We start from the raw sequence: 19192 nt of genomic DNA on the forward strand, positions 1-19192 counted from the left end.
CTGGAAAAGCTAAAACATCGGGGCTTGGGTGTCTGACATGGGAAGCGGGGACAAGCCCCGTGACCGGACAGTCATGGCGTCGATCCGCGGGAACCGCGAATCGACGCCGATGTCGCCTCAGAGCCGACGTTTGCGGTTGAGCGTCGGTATGGTGGTTTGCGGGACTTCCACCTGTTTGGCCTGGTCCGAAGTCTGAGCCGCCAGCGCGGCCAGGGTCGGCTGGCTGAACAGCGTCCGCGCATCGACGTGCAGCCCGGCCTGACGCATGCGCGCCACCAGACTGACCGCCAGCAACGAATGCCCGCCGAGTTCAAAGAAGTGGTCGTTACGCCCGACCTGCTCCAGTTGCAGCACTTCGGCCCAGATCTGCGCCAGCCGGATTTCGACTTCGCCCTCGGGCGCCTCGTAGCGGCGACTGAGCACCGCCTCTGCCCCCGGTGCCGGCAAGGCTTTGCGGTCGACCTTGTCGTTCGGGGTCAGGGGCAATGCCTCGAGTTTCACGTAAGCGCCCGGCGCCATGTACTCCGGCAAACGCTCCAGCACATGGGCACGCAAGGTTTCGATGGGAGGCGCGTCGAAGCCTTCGCGCACGGTGAAATACGCCACCAGCCGCTCGTCCCGCACCAGCACCACCGCTTCACGCACCGCCGGGTGCTCGATCAGCCGCGCTTCAATTTCCCCCGGTTCCAGACGCAGGCCGCGCAGCTTGATCTGGAAGTCGTTGCGACCGAGGAATTCGAGGTTGCCGTCCGCCCGGTAGCGCACCAGATCGCCGGTGCGGTACAGGCGATCACCGGCCACGAACGGGCTGTCGATGAAACGCTCGGCCTGCATGCCCGGTAACCCCAGATAACCGCGCGCAACTCCGACCCCGCCGATGTGCAAGTGACCGCTGACACCGAATGGCACCGGTTGATCGTGGGCGTCCAGCACATAGAGCCGGGTGTTGCTCAGCGCCTTGCCGATTGGCACCACGGCTTCCGGCACCGGTTGATCCGGTTCCAGCGTCCAGCCGGTACTGTCGACCGTGGTTTCGGTCGGGCCATAGACGTTGTGCAGACGCACCCACGGCAGGCGTTCGCGGACGCGCCGGGCCAGTGTGGCGGTCAGTTCGCCGCCACCGTTGAGCACGTCGGTCAGGCTGGTGCACTGGCTGACATCGTCCTGTTCGATGAACTGTTGCAGCAGCGCCGGCACGAACTTGACGACGGTGATCTGCCGTTCACGAATCACCTGGGTCACATAGGCCGAATCGCGGTTGCCGTCGGGACGCGCCAGCACCAGCCGCAGGCCGGAACACAGCGGCCAGAAGATCTCCCACACCGAACTGTCGAAGCTGAACGGCGCTTTCTGCAACAGCGCGCCGTGCTCGGTCGGCGGGCTGATCTGTGAGCCCCAGTGGACCATGTTGCAGGCGCTTCGATGCTCGATCATCACGCCTTTCGGCGTGCCGGTGGAGCCCGAGGTGTAGATCATGTAGGCCAGATTTGCAGCGCTCAAACCTGGTATTTGCAGGTTGTCGGCGGACGCGCCCTGCCAGGTGCAACGGTCGAAATCGAAGACCGGCACACCCGGCTCGCCCAACAGATTGCGGGTGGCGTCATGGACCAGCACCGCCACCGGGGCGCTGTCCTGCAGCATGTAATGCAGGCGATCCAGCGGATAGTCGGGATCCAGCGGCACGTACGCGCCGCCGGCCTTGAGAATGCCGAGCAGGCCGACCACCAGATCCAGGCTGCGCTCGACACAGATCGCCACCCGCGAATCGGGCTGCACACCGTGCTCGCGTAGATGATGCGCCAGACAGTTGGCCTGTTCGTTCAGCTGGCGATAGGTCAGTTGTTGCTCGCCAGCCTGCAACGCGATGGCGTCGGGCTTGCGTTGCACTTGTTGCTCGAACAACACCTGAAGCGGCTGATCGAGCGGGCAATCGACTTCGCTGGCATTGAACTCGACCAGCAGTTGCTCAAGCTCCGCCGCCGGCAGGACCGGCAAGCGATTCAGCGGCTGTTGCGGGGTTTGCTCAAGGGCATCGACCAGTGCCTGCAACGCGGTTTGCACGTAGTCGCCGATGCGCTGCGCACCGATGCTCATCAGGGTCCGCGTGGTGATCTGTAAAGCGCTGCCCAGATCATCGACGCTCAGGGTCATCGGGTAGTTGGTGCGTTCTTCATTCTCCAGGGTCTGAATGCCTTGCCAGGCTGGGTCCGACGCCGACTCCTGCGCCTCAAGTTCGGTGTGCCGATAGTTGAGCAACGCACTGAACAGCGGCGCCGGTGACGCAACACCGCTGCAACGCTGGGCCAGCGCCAGTGACGCATGTTCGTGCCCGAGCAAATCGGTCAGTCGGGCGTGGGTGAGCAGCACCGCATCGTGCGCGCCGCGGTCCATGTCCACTCGCAGTGGCAAGGTGTTGATGAACACCCCCAGCGCCCGGTCCGCGCCCTCGCCGCCCTGCATCCGGCCCATAAAAACGCTGCCGAACACCACGTGCTCCTGCCCCGACGTCGCCGCCAGCACCTGCGCCCAGGCCAGATGAATCAGGCTGGCCACGCTGACGCCCGCCTGCCGCGCCTGAAGGCGCAAACGCCGATCCAGTTCCGGCGCAAGCGTGCGCACGGCTTCGTCGATACCGCGCCCGTCGCCCTGCACGTCCTGCAAACCGAATGGCAAGGTCGGCTCATCGATGTCGGCGAGCATCTCGCGGAAGAACGCTTCGTGTTCCTGCTCGCTGACACCAAGCCGGGTCTGGGTCACGTAATTGCGATACGGCACCGCTGGCGGCAGCGGTTCATCGAGCCCCAGCAGGTTGGCGCGCATTTCATGTCGCAGGACTTCCAGCGCGATGTGATCCAGCGCCAGGTGATGGAACAACAGAATCGCCACGATCCGCCCGTGAGCCGGATCGCGCGCATACATCAGCCGGATCAGCGGCGCCTGACTGATGTCGATGCGATAGCGACGAGCATCGAAACGCGCGTGCAGTTGCGCGAGGACATCGCCCTCCGCCGGATCAAGGGTGATTTCCTGCACCGGCAGTTCGGCTTCGCGCCAGACCACCTGCACCGGTGTGGTCAAACCTTCCCAGACCACCGCAGTGCGCAGGATGTCGTGGCGCGCCATGACCTGACGCAGCGCCGCCGCATAGGCCTCGACCCGCTCGACGCTGTCGAACGCCAGTTGCGATTGCAGCAGGTACGGATCGCCCTGCGCGGCGGTGATGTGGTGATAAAGGATGCCTTCCTGCAACGGTGCCAGCGGATAAATGTCCTGCACGTTGACCGCTCCGCCCGGCACCGTGGCGATGATCCGGTCGAGGGTTGGCTGATCCAGTTCTACCAATGGCAACAGGTCCGGAGTGATCTGCGTGCAACCTGGCGGAATAAGGTTGGCCGGCACTTCGACCTCCCGACCACTGCCTACCGATGCGGCCAGTGCCGCCAGGGTCGGCTGGCCGAACAGCACGCGCACATCGCTGCTCATGCCGAGCTGGCGCATGCGTTCGATCAAGTTGACCGCCAGCAACGAGTGCCCGCCCAGTTCAAAGAAGTGATCGTGACGCCCGACCTTTTCGACTTGCAGCACCTCGGCCCAGACCTGCGCGAGGAGGATTTCGACGTCGCCTTGCGGCGCTTCATACTCGCGGCGGATCAACGCCTCCGGCCCCGGCGCCGGCAACGCCTGACGATCCAGTTTGCCGTTGGCGGTCAGGGGAAACGCCGTCAAACGCACGTAGGCCGACGGCAGCATCGCGCTGGGCAAACGGGTCTTGAGGTGAGCATGCAGCTGCGTGATATCCAGCGGCTGGCGTTCGGTGAACCAGGCCAGCAACTGTCCGTCGCGCACCTGCACCACCGCATCGCGCACCGACTCATGGCTGCTCAACGCCGCTTCGATTTCGCCGGGCTCGATGCGCACGCCACGGATTTTCACCTGATCGTCGTTGCGGCCCAGGTATTCGATAGTGCCGTCCGGGCGCCAGCGTGCGAGGTCGCCAGTGCGGTACATCCGTGCGTTGGGCTGGCGGATGAATGGATCGTCGAGGAAACGTTCGGCGGTCAGCTCAGGGCGGTTGAAGTAACCCCGCGCCACACCGGCGCCACCGACGTACAACTCGCCGGGAACGCCAATCGGCACCGGACGCTGTCGGTCATCCAGCAGATAGGCCGTGGCATTGCTCACGGGTTTGCCGATGTGCAGCGTCCGGCCCGGTTCGATTCGGCCCGAGGTGGCGACGACTGTGGCTTCGGTCGGGCCGTAGTTGTTGATCACCGCGAACGTCTGCTCGCGATTGAACTGGCGCAGGCGATCGCCGCCGATCAGCAGTGTGCGCAGGGTCGGGTGTTCGAGGTGGCGGCTAAAGGCGTACTCGGCAATCGGGGTCGGCAGGAAACTCACGTCCAGCGGTTGCGCACGCCACCAGTCGAGCAGCGCGTCGATGTCTTCGCCGCCGTCACGGGACGGCGCCAGGTGCAGGGTCGCGCCGGCACACAGCGCCGGCCAGACCTCCCAGGCCATGGCGTCGAAGCCGAAGCCGGCGAGGCTTGAAGTGTGACGACCGGCACACAGATCGAAGGCTGCGCAATGCCAGTCGACCAGATGCGATAGCGTGTGATGTTCGACCATCACGCCTTTGGGCTGGCCGGTGGAGCCGGAGGTGTAGATCACGTAGGCCAGGTGCGCGGTGGTCAGCCCCGGGACGTCGGGGTTGAGATCGTTGATCGGCCAGCCGCGCGAATCGATTTCGATCAGCGGCACGTCCAGCACCGGCAAGCGTTCGCGCAAATCGTGCTGGGTCAGGACCACGACCGGAGCGCTGTCGCGCAATAAATAGCTCAGCCGCTCCGCAGGATGGGCCGGGTCGACCGGCACATAACCGGCGCCGGACTTGAGGATCGCCAGCAGCGCGACCAGTGTGTCCAGCCCTCGGCGGGCGACCAGCGCCACGCGGTCATCCGGTCGTACACCGAGCCCGATCAAATGATGGGCCAGGGCGTTGGCCTGTCGGTTCAGCTCGGCATAGGTCAGCCGCAAGTCCTGGAACTCTGCCGCCAGCGCATCCGGTCGCGTCGCCGCTTGCGCTTCGATGCGCTGGTGGATGGTCAGGTCATTGGGGAATTCAACGCGTGTGTCATTCCACTGCTGCAACAGCGCCGTTTCGGCCGGCAGGCTCAGGCTGAAATCGCCCACCGCCAGCGCGGGTTCTTCAAGCCCCTGCTCCAGCACCCACAGCAAGCGCCCGCTCAGCGCCGCGATTTCATCGGCGTCGAAGTAGGCCTCGTTGAACACCATGTAAAGACTGTCCTCGTCGTCGCCCCGGCTGCTCAGCAGGTGCACGGACAATGGCGTGCCCTCTTCGTGGTTCGATACTTTGACCACCCGCCCCTGCGCATCGCCATAGCGGTACTCATGCGCGTCGCGCTCGTAGGACACGGTCACCTCGAACAGCTGCGAGCGATCTTCGCGCAACAGACCGAGTGCGCGGTTCATCTCGCTGAGGGGGAAACGCTGATGGCGGAAATCCTGTTTCAGCTCATCGCCAATCGCCTTGATCAGCGCCTTGAACGACAACTCGCGGCCGAACCCCATGCGCACCGCGCTGACCTGGGTGAACAGCCCCAGGGTCGATTTGAACCGGGCGCCGGAACGGTTGAGCAGCGGCACGCCCACCACCCATTCGTCACGCTGTGCGCTGCGGCTGAAGTACACATGGATCGCGGCCAGCAACACGTGAAACGCCGACGCGCCGTATTCTCGGGCCACCTGCTTCATGCGTTCATGCAAACGTGCCGGAAACACCTGCGAGAAAATCCGGGTCGGTGCCGCAGCGCAGGCAAAGCGTTCCTGATAGCGCGGCAACAACAGCGGTTCGGGACGGTGCTGGTATTTGTCCAGCCAGTACGCACGATCACGGGCATAACGAGCGGACTGAAAATACCGCGCATCGTCACGGATGAAATCGACATAGGACGGCGCCGAATCGGGTGGCTGTTGCCCGAGCGCCAGCGCGTTGTAAATCTCGTCGAGGGATTTGAGCATCTCGCCGAAACCCCAGCCATCGACGATCAGGTGATGGGCCTGGAGTGACAGCCAATGGCAGTCGTCATCGAGCCAGATCAGGCAAAACCGGAACAACGGCCCGCCGTCCAGTGTGAACCGCTGCTCGATGCATTCCTGAGTCAGTTGGCGCGCGGCGGAATAAGGGTCGGGATGGCTGCGAAAGTCGTGCACCGGCATCGGCACCGGCATCGATTGCGCGAAACGCTGCAACGGCAGCCCATGCTCGCCGGCCCCCGGCAGCAGACTGGTGCGCATGGCGTCATGCCGGGCCACGAGCCCTTCAAGCGCTGCCTGCATCAGCGCCGGATCCAGCGGCCCGGTCAGTTCGACATAACCACCGATGTTGTACATCGGCGAGTTCCCCTGACGCAGTTGATCGAGCCAGATGTCGCGCTGGGCGGCAGTCAACGGGAAAGCCTCGGAAATCGCGGACAGACCGTCCGCCGCGTCGGCAGCAAATTGGTTCATAAGATCCATCTCACGTGATTTGGCGCGTATTCAAGCATCGGCCCCGAAACCGGCGTGACACGTGAAACCCGGACAACCCTGCGCACTTCGCACCGTCCTGCGAGCCAACAGGGCCGGATAAGTCAGCGATCCCCCTAAAAGTTCGGAAAGAAATGGCTGAAAATTCTGTAGGACAATCGCCACTCGCTGCTACCGACTAGCGCCTCGCAATTGTAGGGCGCGTCGGTCCGAGCCCCGGATTTCGGGGTTCGCACTAGACCGTACAGTCATGGACTACGAGAGCTTGCACATTGATCTGACAGAAACGTGACGCCATTTTTTCGGAAATGGTGGCACTTTGTGTCCCTGTTTTCCCCTACAGACGTAGGACAAATGCATAGGCTTAAATCCCGCTCCAGATCGATTTCAAGGAGAAAAGACTGGGTGGGCGTTTCACGGGTGCATGCACGGCAGACGATTCGGCAATGGCTCTAAATCAAGGATGACAAGGATATGAATCTGACCGGCAGTCTTCGCAACATGGAAAATCCGCACTTCTACTGGCAACTGGGTGAACTGATCGCCAGCACCGGCAACGAGCGTTTTGCCACGAACATGTTCCAGTTGGTCGACAACCTCGTGCCGGTCAATCGCGTCCATCTCAGTGAGTGGACCCTGGATGAGCGGGAAGCCAGCGTGGTCGAGATCAAGGCGTTGGGCAGTGCCGGTTTGCCGGACACCTTCCCGCCCCCGGATCCGTTGCAGCACCCGGACGACCATCCGCTGCTGCAACAGATGATCGAGATGAACGACTCGCTACTGATTCAACTGAAAGCCTCGCTCCAGCATCGACACCCGCACCACAGCGTCCACCAATGCAATCTGGTGTCTCGCACGTCCAACCGCCGTTGCGTCATCTCGTTCTACCGTCCCCACACGCATCGGGTGTTTTCCCTGCCGGAGCTGTCGTTCCTCAAGCGCCTGTCCGACACCCTGTTGCCCCTGATCGAGCGCCACGCGCACATCAGTCGACAAGCCATCGCCCGCCAACCCCGCGCGCCACAAGCCGATCAACCACAAACACCGTTGCAACAGGTGTTCGACGAACGCCTGGCATTGGGCGACATCACCCTGTCGGTGCGCGAAAAAGAGGTCTGCCTGGGCCTGCTGACCGGCGGCACCGTGCCGCAAATGGCAGAAAAGCTGCGGGTCAAGAACAGCTCGATCGAGACCTACCTCAAGCGCGCAGCCGCCAAGCTTGGGGTCAGCGGGCGACACGGTCTGGCGAAATGGATGGCCGGGGCCTGATCCGGCGTTTTTCTCATCACGGGCGCCCGGCGTCCGCTCTCATTCGTGAACGAGGCTGTTTGATGTCCAGGTTGCCGATTTCCCTGCTGTCCGCCGCGCTGCTGCTGGGCGGTTGTTCGTTGATTCCCGATTATCAGCGACCGGCCTCGCCGAGCGCTGCGCAGTATCCGCAAGGTCCGGCTTATGCCGCGCAATCCCCGGTCACACCCCGCGTCGAGGACTGGCGCGCGCTGTTCAATGACCCGGCGTTGCAGCAGTTGATCGAAAGTGCGCTGGTCAACAACCGTGATTTGCGGGTGGCCGCGCTGAACGTCGAGGCGTTTCAGGCGCAGTACCGCATCCAGCGTGCCGATCTGCTGCCGGCGGTGTCGGCCAACGCCAATGAACTGCGTCAGCGGGTGCCGTCCAGCGTGACCCGCACCAAGGCGGCGATCACCTCGACCTACTCGGTGAATCTGGGCATCAGCGCCTATGAACTGGACTTCTTCGGCCGGGTGCGCAGCCTCAGCGAGCAGGCGCTGCTGAGCTGGCTGTCCACCGAAGAGGCCCGGCGCAGTGCGCAATTGAGTCTGGTGGCCAACGTCGCCAACGCCTACCTGACGTGGCGCGCCGATCAGGAGTTGCTGGCGCTGACCCAGGAGACGCTGGCCGCCGACGAGCGAAGCCTGCACCTGACCACCCGCAACCGCGAGGCCGGCAAGTCTTCGGCACTGGATCAGATTCAGGCGCAGACCAGCGTCGACAGCACCCGCGCGAGCCTGGCCCGTTATCAGCGTCAGGTCGCCCAGGACTTGAACAGCCTGACGCTGCTGGTGGGTGCGCCGGTGCCCGAGCACTTGCCGGCGCGTCCGCTGGACAGTGATCTGGTGGCAACCGTGCCGGCCGGGTTACCGTCGGATCTGTTACAACGCCGGCCGGACATTCTCCAGGCCGAGTACAAACTGCGGGCCGCCAATGCCAACATCGGCGCGGCGCGGGCGGCGTTTTTTCCGAGTGTCAGCCTGACCGCCAATGCCGGGACATCCAGCCGCGATCTGTCCGGGCTGTTCAAGGGCGGCTCCGGGGCCTGGACGTTCCAGCCGCAGATCAACCTGCCGATCTTCAACGCCGGCAGTCTGCGCGCCAGCCTGGATTACGCGAAGCTGCAAAAAGACATCACCGTCGCCGAGTACGAAAAGACCATTCAGACGGCATTCCAGGAAGTGTCCGACGGCCTCGCGGCGCGCCAGACCTACGAACAACAACTCCAGGCCCAACGCGATCTGGTGCAGGCGACCCAGGACTACTACGACATGGCGCAGCACCGCTATCGAAGCGGCGTCGACAGCAGCCTGACGTTCCTCGATGCCCAGCGTTCGCTGTTCAGTTCCCAGCAAGGACTGATTACCGACCGGTTGGCGCAACTGGTGGCGCAAGTGAACCTGTACACCGCGCTGGGCGGTGGCTGGAGCCCGGTCGAACCGCCTCCGCCAGCACCTTGAGTCATTTTTTCTTACACCTTTTGTCGCCAGATCCCACATTGCCCGGCGATCGAAAACCGGCGCAGCGGATCATTTTGGTATCATGCGCCGCTTTTACGGTTAACCCGCCCGCCTGTCCTGCCGACTGGCGGGCTCCAAAGGGCGGTATGAAATGACGGCTTTGTTGACTCGCCGCAAGGTGCTTGCGGGAATGGGCGTACTCGGTCTCGGCCTGCTCGCCGGCTGCGACACCCGCGGCGAACTGTCGTACAAGTACGGCAAGGATCTGAGCGACAAGATCCTCGGACGCACCTTCAAGCTCAAGGACACCGAAGGCAACACCGTGTCGCTGTCGAGCTTTCGCGGCCTGATGCCGATGATCTTCTTCGGTTTCACCCAGTGCCCGGCGATCTGCCCGACGACGCTGGCCCGCGCCGCGAAAATCAAGAAGCTGATGGGCAAGGACGGCGACATCCTGCAAGTGGTGTTCATCACCCTCGACCCGGAACGCGACACCCCGGAAATCCTCGACGCCTACGTCAAGACCTTCGATCCAAGCTTCGTCGCGCTGTACGGCACCCTCGAAGAAACCAAGGCCACCGCCAAGGAATTCGACGTGTTCTACGAAAAAGTCCCGGCCGGCGACACCTATACCCTTTCCCACACCGCCACCAGCTATGTCTACGACACCCGGGGCAACTTGCGTGTGGGTCTGTCTCAATCGCTTTCTGCACAAGAGTGCACGGAAGATTTGCTTACCGTCATGGAGGTCTGCTGATGAACCCTTTTCTGAACAACATCAAACGTGCCGCACTGGGCCTGTCCCTGCTGGGCCTGGCTTTCCAGGTATCGGCGCAGACAAAGGTCGACGACGCCTGGGTGCGCGCGACCGTGCCAAACCAGTCGGCCAGCGGCGCGTTCATGACCGTCACCGCCGACAGCGACAGCAAGCTGCTCAGCGTTGCCTCGCCTGCGGCCAAGGACGTGCAGATTCATGAGATGACCATGAAGAACGACGTGATGAGCATGGGCCCGGTGAAATCGGTCGACCTGCCAGCGGGCAAGGCCGTCAACTTCGACCCGAATGGCTACCACGTGATGCTGATGGGCCTGACCGCTCAGCTGAAGGAAGGCGACAGCGTGCCGCTGACCCTGACCGTGGAAAACGCCAAGGGCGAAAAAGAAACCGTTGAAGTCAAAGCACCGGTCAAGGCGCTGACCATGGAAGGCCACGATCACAGCAAGATGCATTGATCGCTGACTGACAGATCTACGGTTTCAAAAAACAAAAGGGGCGGCATGATCGATGATCATGCCGCCCCTTTTGCATCTGGATATCAGACCAGTTTCAATTCGACCTCGATATTGTTGCGCGTAGCCTTGGAGTACGGGCACACCTGATGCGCCGCATCCACCAGCTGCTGCGCCGCGCCACGCTCCATTCCCGGCAGGCTTACATTCAGTCGCGCCTGCAGGAGATACCCTCCCGAATTAGTGCCCAGGTCCACTTCGGCATCCACCGCCAGGTCTGCCGGCAGGCTGATTTTCTGCTGCCCCGCCACCGCTTTCATCGCGCCAATGAAACACGCCGACCAGCCTGCGGCGAACAATTGTTCCGGATTGGTCCCGCCGCCACTGGAACCGGGCGACGACAGTTTTACATCGAGGATCCCGTCGGAACTGCGCGATGCGCCGTCACGTCCGCCGGTGGTGTGGGTTTTCGCGGTGTAGAGGACTTTTTCGATCTGACTCATGGCGATCTCCTGAATGAAAAACAGCAGATTGTTCACTCGGCGCCTCCCGTCGCAGCCTTGAGGTGCGCCACCCGTTTCACACAGCCCTCTCACTATAGACGCGGGTTTGCCGCTTACCCGACCGGCGGACGTGCGGATAACCGCCGGTCGTATTGGCACCGCCAAGCGGGTTGACAGAACCAGAGGGCGAGAGGATTATTATTACATCGCATACGATCTAACCGTATACGATCACAATCAATCACAACACCTTGAGGATTCCCCCATGAGCAAAATCGAAAAAGTCCTGGCCACCGGCAAAACCCACACCACCGCCAGCAGTGCCGGCCTCACCTCCCGTGGTCACAACGGCAATCTCGACATTCAGCTCTCGACGCCCGGCAGTGCCAAACCGGCGCACGTGTTTGCCAACGTCCTGCCCCACCCGACCGCCGAGCAACTGTTCGCCGGTGCCTGGTCGTCCTGCTACACCGCCGCCGTCGGCCTGGTGGCCAATGACCTGGGCGTGGTGCTGCCGGCCGACATGTCGGTAGACATCGAAGTGGATCTGGGCCAGACCGGCCCCGCCTATTTCCTTCAGGCTCGCCTGACCCTGCGCGTCCCGGGCATCGCCGAGGACATCGCGAAAAACCTGGCTCACACCGCTGACCAGATCTGCCCGTACTCCAAGGCGACCCGCGGCAACATCGAGGTGGCACTGAACGTCATCACCGAGTAATTTTTTGGTACAAAACTCATCGCATGCGATTTAGGCGCATAAAGGAATAACTAACCGGTTCGCGCTGAGAATGGCGAACCGGTTACCTCAGGCAACATGATCAACACTCCCGATAGAATCGCATCCGACGTATAGTTCGCCCCATACGTTTCACCGGTCACCCGACCCACGAGGATGAACATGAATTCCACCGTCAATACCGCACCAACCGATCTCAAACTCAGCGATTTCCTGTGCTTTGCCGTCTACTCCACCAACCTGGCGTTCGGCAAGGCCTACAAACCGATCCTCGAACGACTCGGTCTGACATACACCCAATACATCACCATCGTTTCCCTGTGGGAGCAGGACAACCAGACCGTCGGCGGCCTGGGCGAGAAGCTGTTCCTGGAGTCCAACACCCTCACCCCGATCCTGAAAAAACTTCAGGCCATGGGCTACGTGCAACGCCAGCGTGACCCGGCGGATGAACGTCAGGTGCGAATCAGCCTGACCCAGAGCGGCCGCGACCTGCGCAACGTGTCCTCGGGCACGAGTCTGTTCGAGGCGACGGGGCTGACCACGGAAGAGTTCACGCAGATGCAGAAATCGATCGTCACGTTGCGCAACAACCTGATCCGGTCGATGAATGCCGAGGGTTGATCGAGTCCTGATGGAAAGCGTGCTTTACATAACTAGTGGCTTCAGTGACCATGTAAAGGGTCTTTTACACAGGAAGTGAAGCATGAATCGATTCCATCTCGAAATGGGCGGCGCGCTGGTGCTGTATGCCGTCGTGCTGATTGCCTCGACGGTTGCGCTGCAGTCGTTGGAGGACGCCAACATTTACCTGCGCACGCTCATTGTTCTGACGCCGATGATTCCGGCCGCACTGGTGTGCTGGAGCGTGGTACGCGACATGAGGCGTCTGGACGAAATGTATCTGCGCATCCAGTTCGAAGCCCTCGGCTTCGCCTTCGCTGCCTCGGCCTTGCTGACCTTCAGCTACGGTTTTCTGGAGAACGTCGGCGCCCCCCATATCCCGTGGTTCTGGGTCTGGCCGGTGATGGGCGCGATGTGGATGATCGGCCTGCGCATCGCGCGGCGCCGCTACCAATGAAGAACCGGCTCAAGGAACTGCGCGCCGAGCGCAAGTGGTCGCAGGTGGATCTGGCCGAACGCTTGAACGTTTCGCGCCAGACCATCAATGCGATTGAAAACGAACGCTACGACCCGAGCCTGCCTCTGGCATTCCAGATTGCCCGGGCGTTCGAGATGCCAATTGAGAGCATCTTCGATGACACAGTGAGTTGATTCGAAAGCTCCGCCCGTCAGCACAGGCTGCCGGGCGGACTGTTCAGAAAAGACGAGTGTTCAACTCCCCGCCCCGCCATGCGCCTCTTCAAAGAAATAATCCTTCCAGCTGTCCGCCTTGTTTTTCAGCACGCCCAGCTCCTGCAATTTCTCTGCATAGATAAAGGTGCGTTGCGGCACCACGGTGAAATCGATTTCCGGGTCGGTGACGATTTTCTCAACCAGCGCCAGCGGCAACTTCGACTGCTCGACACGAATGTAAGCCTGAGCCGCCGCAGGCTTGTCGGCCTTGATGATCTTCTCGGCCTCGGCCAGTGCGTCGTAGAACGCCTTATAGGTTTTCGGGTTTTCGTCGTGGAATTTTTCCGTGGTGTACAGCACGTTGAACGTGGCCTGGCCGCCGAGCACGTCGTAGGAACTCAGCACTTTATGTACGTTGGGATTCTGCAACGCCTGGTACTGGAACGGCGGGCTGGAGAAATGCGCGTTGATTTCCGAGCCGCCGGCGATCAACGCAGCCGTGGCATCCGGGTGCGGCAGGCTGACGGAGATGTCGTCGAATTTCTTGTATTGGTCATTGCCGAATTCTTTCGCCGTTTCGATCTGCAGCGTGCGTGACTGGAAGCCCACACCCGCCGCAGGTACGGCGATGCGATCCTTGTCGCTGAAGTCCTTGAGGGTTTTCACGTTCGGGTTATTGGTCAGCAGGTAGTTGGGCATCGAGCCCAGCGAAGCGATGGCCTTGACGTTCTGTTTGCCCTTAGTGCGATCCCACACGGTGAGCATCGGCGGCACGCCGGCCGAGACCACGTCCAGCGATCCGGTGAGCAGCGCTTCGTTCATGGCGGTGGCGCCGGAAATGCTGTTCCAGTCGACCTTGATGTCCAGTCCTTGGGCCTTGCCGTGCTTCTCGATCAAGTGCTGATCGCGCACCACATCCAGAATCAGATAACCGATGCCGAATTGCTGGGCGATGCTGATCTTGCCTTCGGCTTGAGCGGTGTTGCCGAGTAGCGAACCAGCCAGCGAAGCCGCCAGCAGCGTCAGTGCAGAACGTTTGAACGGTAGGGCCATGACAACCTCGCAGGGATTTACAGGGAAATCTGTGAGGCCGGACTCTATCGCTATAAAAAATGAAATTTAAATACCGTTATCGCATATTGATATCACCTGAACGTCAGCCTTCCAGAAACGCCTGCAAGTCCGCGCCCAAGCCATCGAACACTGCTGAAACCCGCTGCACCCGGCGCATGTCCTGATGCATGGCGATCCACACATCCACCGTAAAATCCACGTCTCCAGGCAGAACTCGCATCAGACCATGACGCTCGGCCAGTTGCCGGGAACTCACGCCAATCCCCAGCCCGGCACGCAACGCCGCCCATTGCGCCAGATGATCATCGGTGCGGATGGCCGTGTGCTCGGCGGAACAATCAAAGCCACGTTCGCGCAGAAACTCGATCTCGCCTGCATGACGATCCGGGCCGATCAGCGAAAAGCGGCGCAAATCCTCAGGCGTTTCGGGTACGCCCTGCTCCGCCAGCAATTCGGGCGTGGCGTACAGGCCGACGTGCAGATCACCGACCTTGCGCGCCACCACCGAGGCTTCGGTCGGGCGGCGGATGCGCACGGCGACGTCGGCCTCTTGCTGTGAGAGGGTTTGCAGACGATTCGACACGTTCAGTTCCAGCGCCAACTGCGGGTGTTGCTGACGCAGGCGACGCAACATCGGCGGGAGGATCTCGACGCCCAACAGTTTGCCGGCCGTCAGGCGCACCGTGCCGCCGGTTTGCGCCACGTCGGCGGAAGCAGCGCGGTTGAAGGCGTTGGCGGCCAAGGCCATGGCTTCGACGTGGCCGATCAACTCCTTCGCAGTCTCGGTCGGCAACAGCCCCGACGGCGAGCGAATGAACAGGCTGACGCCGACGCTCTGCTCCAGCGCCTCGATCCGCCGCCGCGCCGTGGCCTGGGCGATTCCCAGCAAGCGCGCGGCGCCCGACAGACTGCCGGTGCGCAGTACCGCGAGAAAGGCGCGCTGGGTTTCCCATTGAAGTTGTGGAGCGTTCATACATTTCCTGTGAGCGGTTGGGCAGTTTTGGCCGATGTTCATTCACCGGGGTCTGCGGCATGCTGCGCGAGCATACCGCACGGGCCTTGCGCCCGGCATCGAACCCGCAGTTGAAGGAGCCTTGCCCATGACACTCACCGGCCAATGTCGCTGCAGTGCCGTCCGCTATCAGTTGAACACCGACGTGCCGCCGGCGATCTACGCCTGCCATTGCACGGATTGCCAGACCTGGAGCGGCAGCGCCTTTGCCCTGCACGCTCTGCTACCCGCCGACGCCTTGACGTTGACCGGGCCAATGACTACTTACGCCTACGATCTCAATGGCCAGCACGCCGAACATCAGGTGTGCAGCGTCTGTCACACGCGTCTGTGCAACACCACGACAGCCGCGCCGGGGATGATAGTGCTGCGCGCCGGCACGCTCGATGAAAGTCGCTCACTGCAACCGATGGCGCACATCTGGGTCAGTCACAAACAAACCTGGTTGACGTTGCCCGAGGGGTTGCCGAGCTGGCCGCAGAGCCCCACCCCGCAAGCCTTCGGCGAAGCCCTCATGGCGTACGCTGGTTGAACCGGGTTCTGAGCCCGTCAGCGTTCGACGACAAGCGCTTGGCAGTGTCCACGAACGGCGTGACGATCAGGCTGTACAGCGTCAGATAACGCGTGCGGTCCTGCTCGCCCGTGCCGAAGCGCAGCACTTCGGGCTTTGAAGTGGTGACGTACAGCGTGCCGAACAGCCAGTCCCACAGTGACAGATTGATCGCGAAGTTCTTGTTGAAATGTCGCGGTGCGTCGCTGTGGTGAATCTGGTGCTGGGCCGGGCTGTTGAGCACATGCTCGACCGTCGGCCCGAACGACAGCCAGACATGGCTGTGGCGCAGATTGGAACCCAGGCTGTTGATGATCAACACCAGCCAGGTCACGCCGAACAGCGTATAGCGGCTGACTTCGCCGCCGCAGGCGTACCAGACCACACCGGCAAACGCGCCGAGGCCGGCGGTGATGACGATTCGTTCAACGATCGATTCGACGATGTGAATCCGGCTGGCCGTGGCCGGCACCAGCACCGGCGCCGAATGGTGAACCTTGTGAAATTCCCATAGATAGCGGGAGTGGAAGGCGCGGTGAATCCAGTAATGCAGAAAATCCCTGAACAGGAACACGCCAAGTCCGTAGAACAGCGCGATCATCGGGTGATCCGGCACTTGCTCGCGCGCCCCCCAGAGCTGAGTGAAAAACTGCGCGTAGTCGCCCGAACGCAGAATATGCGGATCGACCAGGCCGACCACGGGCAACACCAGCGTCACCCGAAGAATCGCCTTGATGAAGTAATAACGGTAATCCAGCCAGGCCGAACGATGGCCGTGAACGCGACCGCCGCCGACAAATTGCCAGAAGGATCGGGCCTGCGTCAGATGTCGGGATTTTCGGTGGCGATAAAGGCCGTAAGCCACGCCGTAGGACGTGAGCAGGAACACCACACCCAGGCGACCGTTCAAATCGAACAGGCCAAGGAACTGCTCGGTGACCGGATCGATCACCCAGCGGCTGAGCTGCGCAAAGAGTTGCGTGAGGACATCCACGGAGCTTGATCTCCATCAGAGGTCGCGCATTGTAAATCGCAGTGGTTCGCAAATGCAGCACGAACGGATCAAAGGCCGGTTAAACAGCCTGAAACAATAAAACCGTCACCGCGCTCGGGACGGAAAACCGCCAGGACGGTCGCCGAGCAAGGCCCCAGCTCATCCGGGTTGCTAACCACGCCTTCCGGGACCGGATCACCCAGCCGTTTAAAAAGGCGATCAGACAGCCCACCCTTGGTATCATCGCCCACACTTTTATGACGATTTGATGGCTGGAAGGTCTTTTTGTGAGCGCTCTTTTTCAACGGTTGCGGCGCCTGGATGCCCGTCTTCTTTCTCTGGTTTTCCTGGTACTGATCGTGCCGGTGTGCCTTCGCGCGGCACTCGGCTGGTCGAGCCTGTTCGGTTACCTGTCGGATCTGGCCATCGGCAGTCTGCTGGTGGTGCTGTTGCATCGTCGTCCCTGGTGGCTGGCGCTGCCGCTGCTGCTGTTCTGGGGACTGCTGGCCGTAGCAACCGCCGAGCTGGTCAGCGCTGTCGGTCGCCTGCCGACCGTGGCGGACCTGCATTACCTGATCGACCCGCAGTTCGTGGAAAACTCTACCGGCGGCGGCTTCGCCCACCCCGGCGTGGCGGTTGCGCTGCTGGTGGCTCTGGTCTTGTGGTTGCTGAGTCACTGGACTCGACGCGCGACAACCGCCCCCGCTCTGCCCCGCGCAGCCTGGGCGACGCCGGTGCTGCTGTTCTCCGCGTACTGGGGCGCTCAGCATCTGGCCCCGAGCGATGCCGACCCGTGGCGTCTGTACAACCTGCCCCACCAGTTGCTGGCCGCGCAGGTCGCCGACGTGCAGATGCAGGCTGAAGAATGGCTGGACGGCGACACTCAATTCGCTCCCCCACCCATGGCCGGGCTCACCGATGTCGATCTGAACGGTCACCCGTTGCTGGCGGCCAAGGGCCAGGCGCGCAATGTGCTGATCGTCGCCCTCGAAGGCATTCCCGGCGCCTACATCGGCGCCAATCGCCAGGCCATCGGCAGCCATTATCAGGAAGACCTGATGCCCAACCTCAGCCGCTGGGCCGAGCGCGGCATGAACACCCCGGATTACGTGCTGCACACCCACCAGACCATTCGCGGTCTGTACGCCATGCTTTGCGGCGATTACGACAAGCTCGACAACGGCACACCCAAAGGCGTGGAAATGCTGACCCAGCACGAGCGCAATCAGGCCTGTCTGCCGGCGCAATTGCGTCAGCACGGTTTCGCCACGCATTACCTGCAAGGCGCAGGGCTGCGATTTATGGCCAAAGACAAGATCATGCCGCACATCGGTTTCGATGCGACCCATGGCCTGGAGTGGTTCACCAACGCCAACTACCTGGAATTCCCGTGGGGCAAGGATGACAAGGCGTTCTTCGAAGGCGCGCTGAAATACGTCGGCGACCTGAAAAAACAGAAACAGCCGTGGATGCTCACGCTGCTCACAGTCGGCACTCACCAGCCCTACTCCGCGCCGGAGGAATACCTGCAACGCTACGACACGCCGAAGCAGGCCGCCGTCGGTTATCTGGACGATGCGCTGGAACAGTTTCTCAGTGGCCTCGAACGCCAGGGCGTGCTGAAAGACACGCTGGTGGTGATCACCTCGGACGAATCCCACGGCATCGACGGTGTCCGCCTCGCGTCGTCCTGGGGCTTCAACCTGACCCTGGCGCCGGAGCAGGCGCAACTGCCGCGCCTGAACGCCGGGGTCTACGGTCACGTCGATCTGAGTGCGTCGATTCTGGATTACTTCGACTTTCCGGTGCCTTCCGCCCTCAGCGGTCGCTCGCTGTTTCGCGATTACGATTCGGGCCGCGAAATCATGTCGTTCACCAACGGCAAGCTGCGCTATCACGACGGTCGCGGCCTGCTGACCGAATGCGACATGCCGCGCCGTTGCCGCAATTACGCCAGTGAAGGTTTCATCGCCGAAAGCGCCACGTTCAAGGGCAACGCCAGCGGCCAGAACGCCCGGGATATCGCCGCCCGCGCCTCGGCCCTGGATCTGTCGCTGCTGCGTACTCCGCTCAACCAGCGCTATCAGTTCGGCAGCGCCAACGTCATTCCGCTGCAAGCGCAGATCAAGGATGACTGGGCTGACAACCTGATCGGCGCGCAATACCTGGAGATGCCAAAAGGCTCCCACACCCGCGTGCGCCTGACCGTGCGTTCGGTGGATCCGCAGCAGGCGGCGTACATTCAGCTCAAGGCCAAGGAGTTCGAGCAGGACGTGCAACTGGGCCTGCCGACCGAGATGGTCGCCACGGCGGATCAGCCGCTGGAGATGGATTTCAGTTTCGACAACCCGCAACCGCGCAAGGCGTTCTCGTTCCACTTGTTGGGGTATGGCCTGGGCGCCGTGGAAGTCAGTGATTTCAGCGTGATCACCGAACTGCCGGGGCAACAGGATCTGCTGGACGAGATCCCGGAAGAAGACACCGCTCAATCGAGTTGAGAT

Annotated in this window: 15 protein-coding genes; 10 read left to right on the forward strand and 5 right to left on the reverse strand. The window is 62.0% G+C overall.

Features of this window, described 5'->3' with window-relative positions; all coding sequences use genetic code 11:
• Positions 1-117: 117 nt before the first annotated feature.
• Positions 118-6528 carry a non-ribosomal peptide synthetase gene (locus PMI24_RS19495; RefSeq protein WP_007956873.1) on the reverse strand — a complete coding sequence of 2137 codons (6411 nt, stop codon included), beginning with the start codon at positions 6526-6528 and terminating at the stop codon, positions 118-120.
• A 492-nt stretch (positions 6529-7020) separates the two neighbouring features.
• Between PMI24_RS19495 and PMI24_RS19500 the strand changes: the two genes are divergently transcribed.
• From PMI24_RS19500 to PMI24_RS19515, 4 genes are all read left to right on the forward strand, one after another.
• The gene (locus tag PMI24_RS19500; protein WP_007956875.1) at positions 7021-7815 is read left to right on the forward strand and encodes a helix-turn-helix transcriptional regulator; all 795 of its coding nucleotides are present in this window, start codon (positions 7021-7023) and stop codon (positions 7813-7815) included.
• 62 nt (positions 7816-7877) lie between these two features.
• On the forward strand, positions 7878-9296 hold the full coding sequence (gene adeC, locus PMI24_RS19505) for an AdeC/AdeK/OprM family multidrug efflux complex outer membrane factor (RefSeq protein WP_007956877.1): 1419 nt from the start codon (positions 7878-7880) through the stop codon (positions 9294-9296).
• 151 nt (positions 9297-9447) lie between these two features.
• A complete protein-coding gene (locus PMI24_RS19510; protein ID WP_007956879.1) occupies positions 9448-10053 on the forward strand; it encodes an SCO family protein in 606 nt (201 codons plus the stop codon).
• Complete coding sequence (locus tag PMI24_RS19515; RefSeq protein ID WP_007956880.1) at positions 10053-10529, forward strand: copper chaperone PCu(A)C; 477 nt, start codon at positions 10053-10055, stop codon at positions 10527-10529. The genes PMI24_RS19510 and PMI24_RS19515 overlap by 1 nt, the downstream gene beginning before the upstream one ends.
• An 83-nt stretch (positions 10530-10612) precedes the next feature.
• Here the strand turns inward: PMI24_RS19515 and PMI24_RS19520 are convergent, their stop codons facing one another.
• Positions 10613-11029, reverse strand: coding sequence for an organic hydroperoxide resistance protein (locus PMI24_RS19520; RefSeq protein WP_007956881.1), 417 nt, complete (start codon positions 11027-11029; stop codon positions 10613-10615).
• A gap of 265 nt (positions 11030-11294) precedes the next feature.
• Between PMI24_RS19520 and PMI24_RS19525 the strand changes: the two genes are divergently transcribed.
• The 4 genes from PMI24_RS19525 (at position 11295) to PMI24_RS19540 (ending at position 13040) form a co-directional block, all read left to right on the forward strand.
• Positions 11295-11747 (forward strand): Ohr family peroxiredoxin, encoded by a 453-nt coding sequence (locus tag PMI24_RS19525; protein ID WP_007956895.1) that lies wholly within the window; start codon positions 11295-11297, stop codon positions 11745-11747.
• A 180-nt stretch (positions 11748-11927) separates the two neighbouring features.
• Positions 11928-12389 (forward strand): MarR family winged helix-turn-helix transcriptional regulator, encoded by a 462-nt coding sequence (locus PMI24_RS19530; RefSeq protein WP_007956897.1) that lies wholly within the window; start codon positions 11928-11930, stop codon positions 12387-12389.
• 82 nt (positions 12390-12471) lie between these two features.
• Positions 12472-12846 carry a hypothetical protein gene (locus PMI24_RS19535; protein WP_007956899.1) on the forward strand — a complete coding sequence of 125 codons (375 nt, stop codon included), beginning with the start codon at positions 12472-12474 and terminating at the stop codon, positions 12844-12846.
• The gene (locus PMI24_RS19540) at positions 12843-13040 is read left to right on the forward strand and encodes a helix-turn-helix transcriptional regulator (RefSeq protein ID WP_007956901.1); all 198 of its coding nucleotides are present in this window, start codon (positions 12843-12845) and stop codon (positions 13038-13040) included. The genes PMI24_RS19535 and PMI24_RS19540 overlap by 4 nt, the downstream gene beginning before the upstream one ends.
• 60 nt (positions 13041-13100) lie before the next feature.
• Here the strand turns inward: PMI24_RS19540 and PMI24_RS19545 are convergent, their stop codons facing one another.
• Together PMI24_RS19545 and PMI24_RS19550 are read right to left on the reverse strand one after the other, a co-directional pair.
• Complete coding sequence (locus tag PMI24_RS19545) at positions 13101-14114, reverse strand: ABC transporter substrate-binding protein (protein ID WP_007956902.1); 1014 nt, start codon at positions 14112-14114, stop codon at positions 13101-13103.
• Positions 14115-14217: 103 nt separating this feature from the next.
• Positions 14218-15108, reverse strand: coding sequence for a LysR family transcriptional regulator (locus PMI24_RS19550; protein WP_007956903.1), 891 nt, complete (start codon positions 15106-15108; stop codon positions 14218-14220).
• Positions 15109-15235: 127 nt separating this feature from the next.
• Here PMI24_RS19550 and PMI24_RS19555 point away from each other — a divergent pair, with 127 nt between their 5' ends.
• Positions 15236-15679 (forward strand): GFA family protein, encoded by a 444-nt coding sequence (locus PMI24_RS19555; protein ID WP_007956904.1) that lies wholly within the window; start codon positions 15236-15238, stop codon positions 15677-15679.
• Here PMI24_RS19555 and PMI24_RS19560 read toward each other — a convergent pair.
• Positions 15660-16691, reverse strand: a complete 1032-nt coding sequence (locus tag PMI24_RS19560; protein ID WP_007956905.1) for a sterol desaturase family protein — start codon at positions 16689-16691, stop codon at positions 15660-15662. The genes PMI24_RS19555 and PMI24_RS19560 overlap by 20 nt on opposite strands.
• 287 nt (positions 16692-16978) lie before the next feature.
• On the opposite strand from PMI24_RS19560, the gene PMI24_RS19565 reads away from it, so the two are divergent.
• A complete protein-coding gene (locus PMI24_RS19565; protein WP_007956906.1) occupies positions 16979-19189 on the forward strand; it encodes an LTA synthase family protein in 2211 nt (736 codons plus the stop codon).
• Positions 19190-19192: the final 3 nt, after the last annotated feature.

The sequence above is a fragment of the Pseudomonas sp. GM25 genome (assembly GCF_000282255.1).
GTDB lineage: Bacteria > Pseudomonadota > Gammaproteobacteria > Pseudomonadales > Pseudomonadaceae > Aquipseudomonas > Aquipseudomonas aphyarum.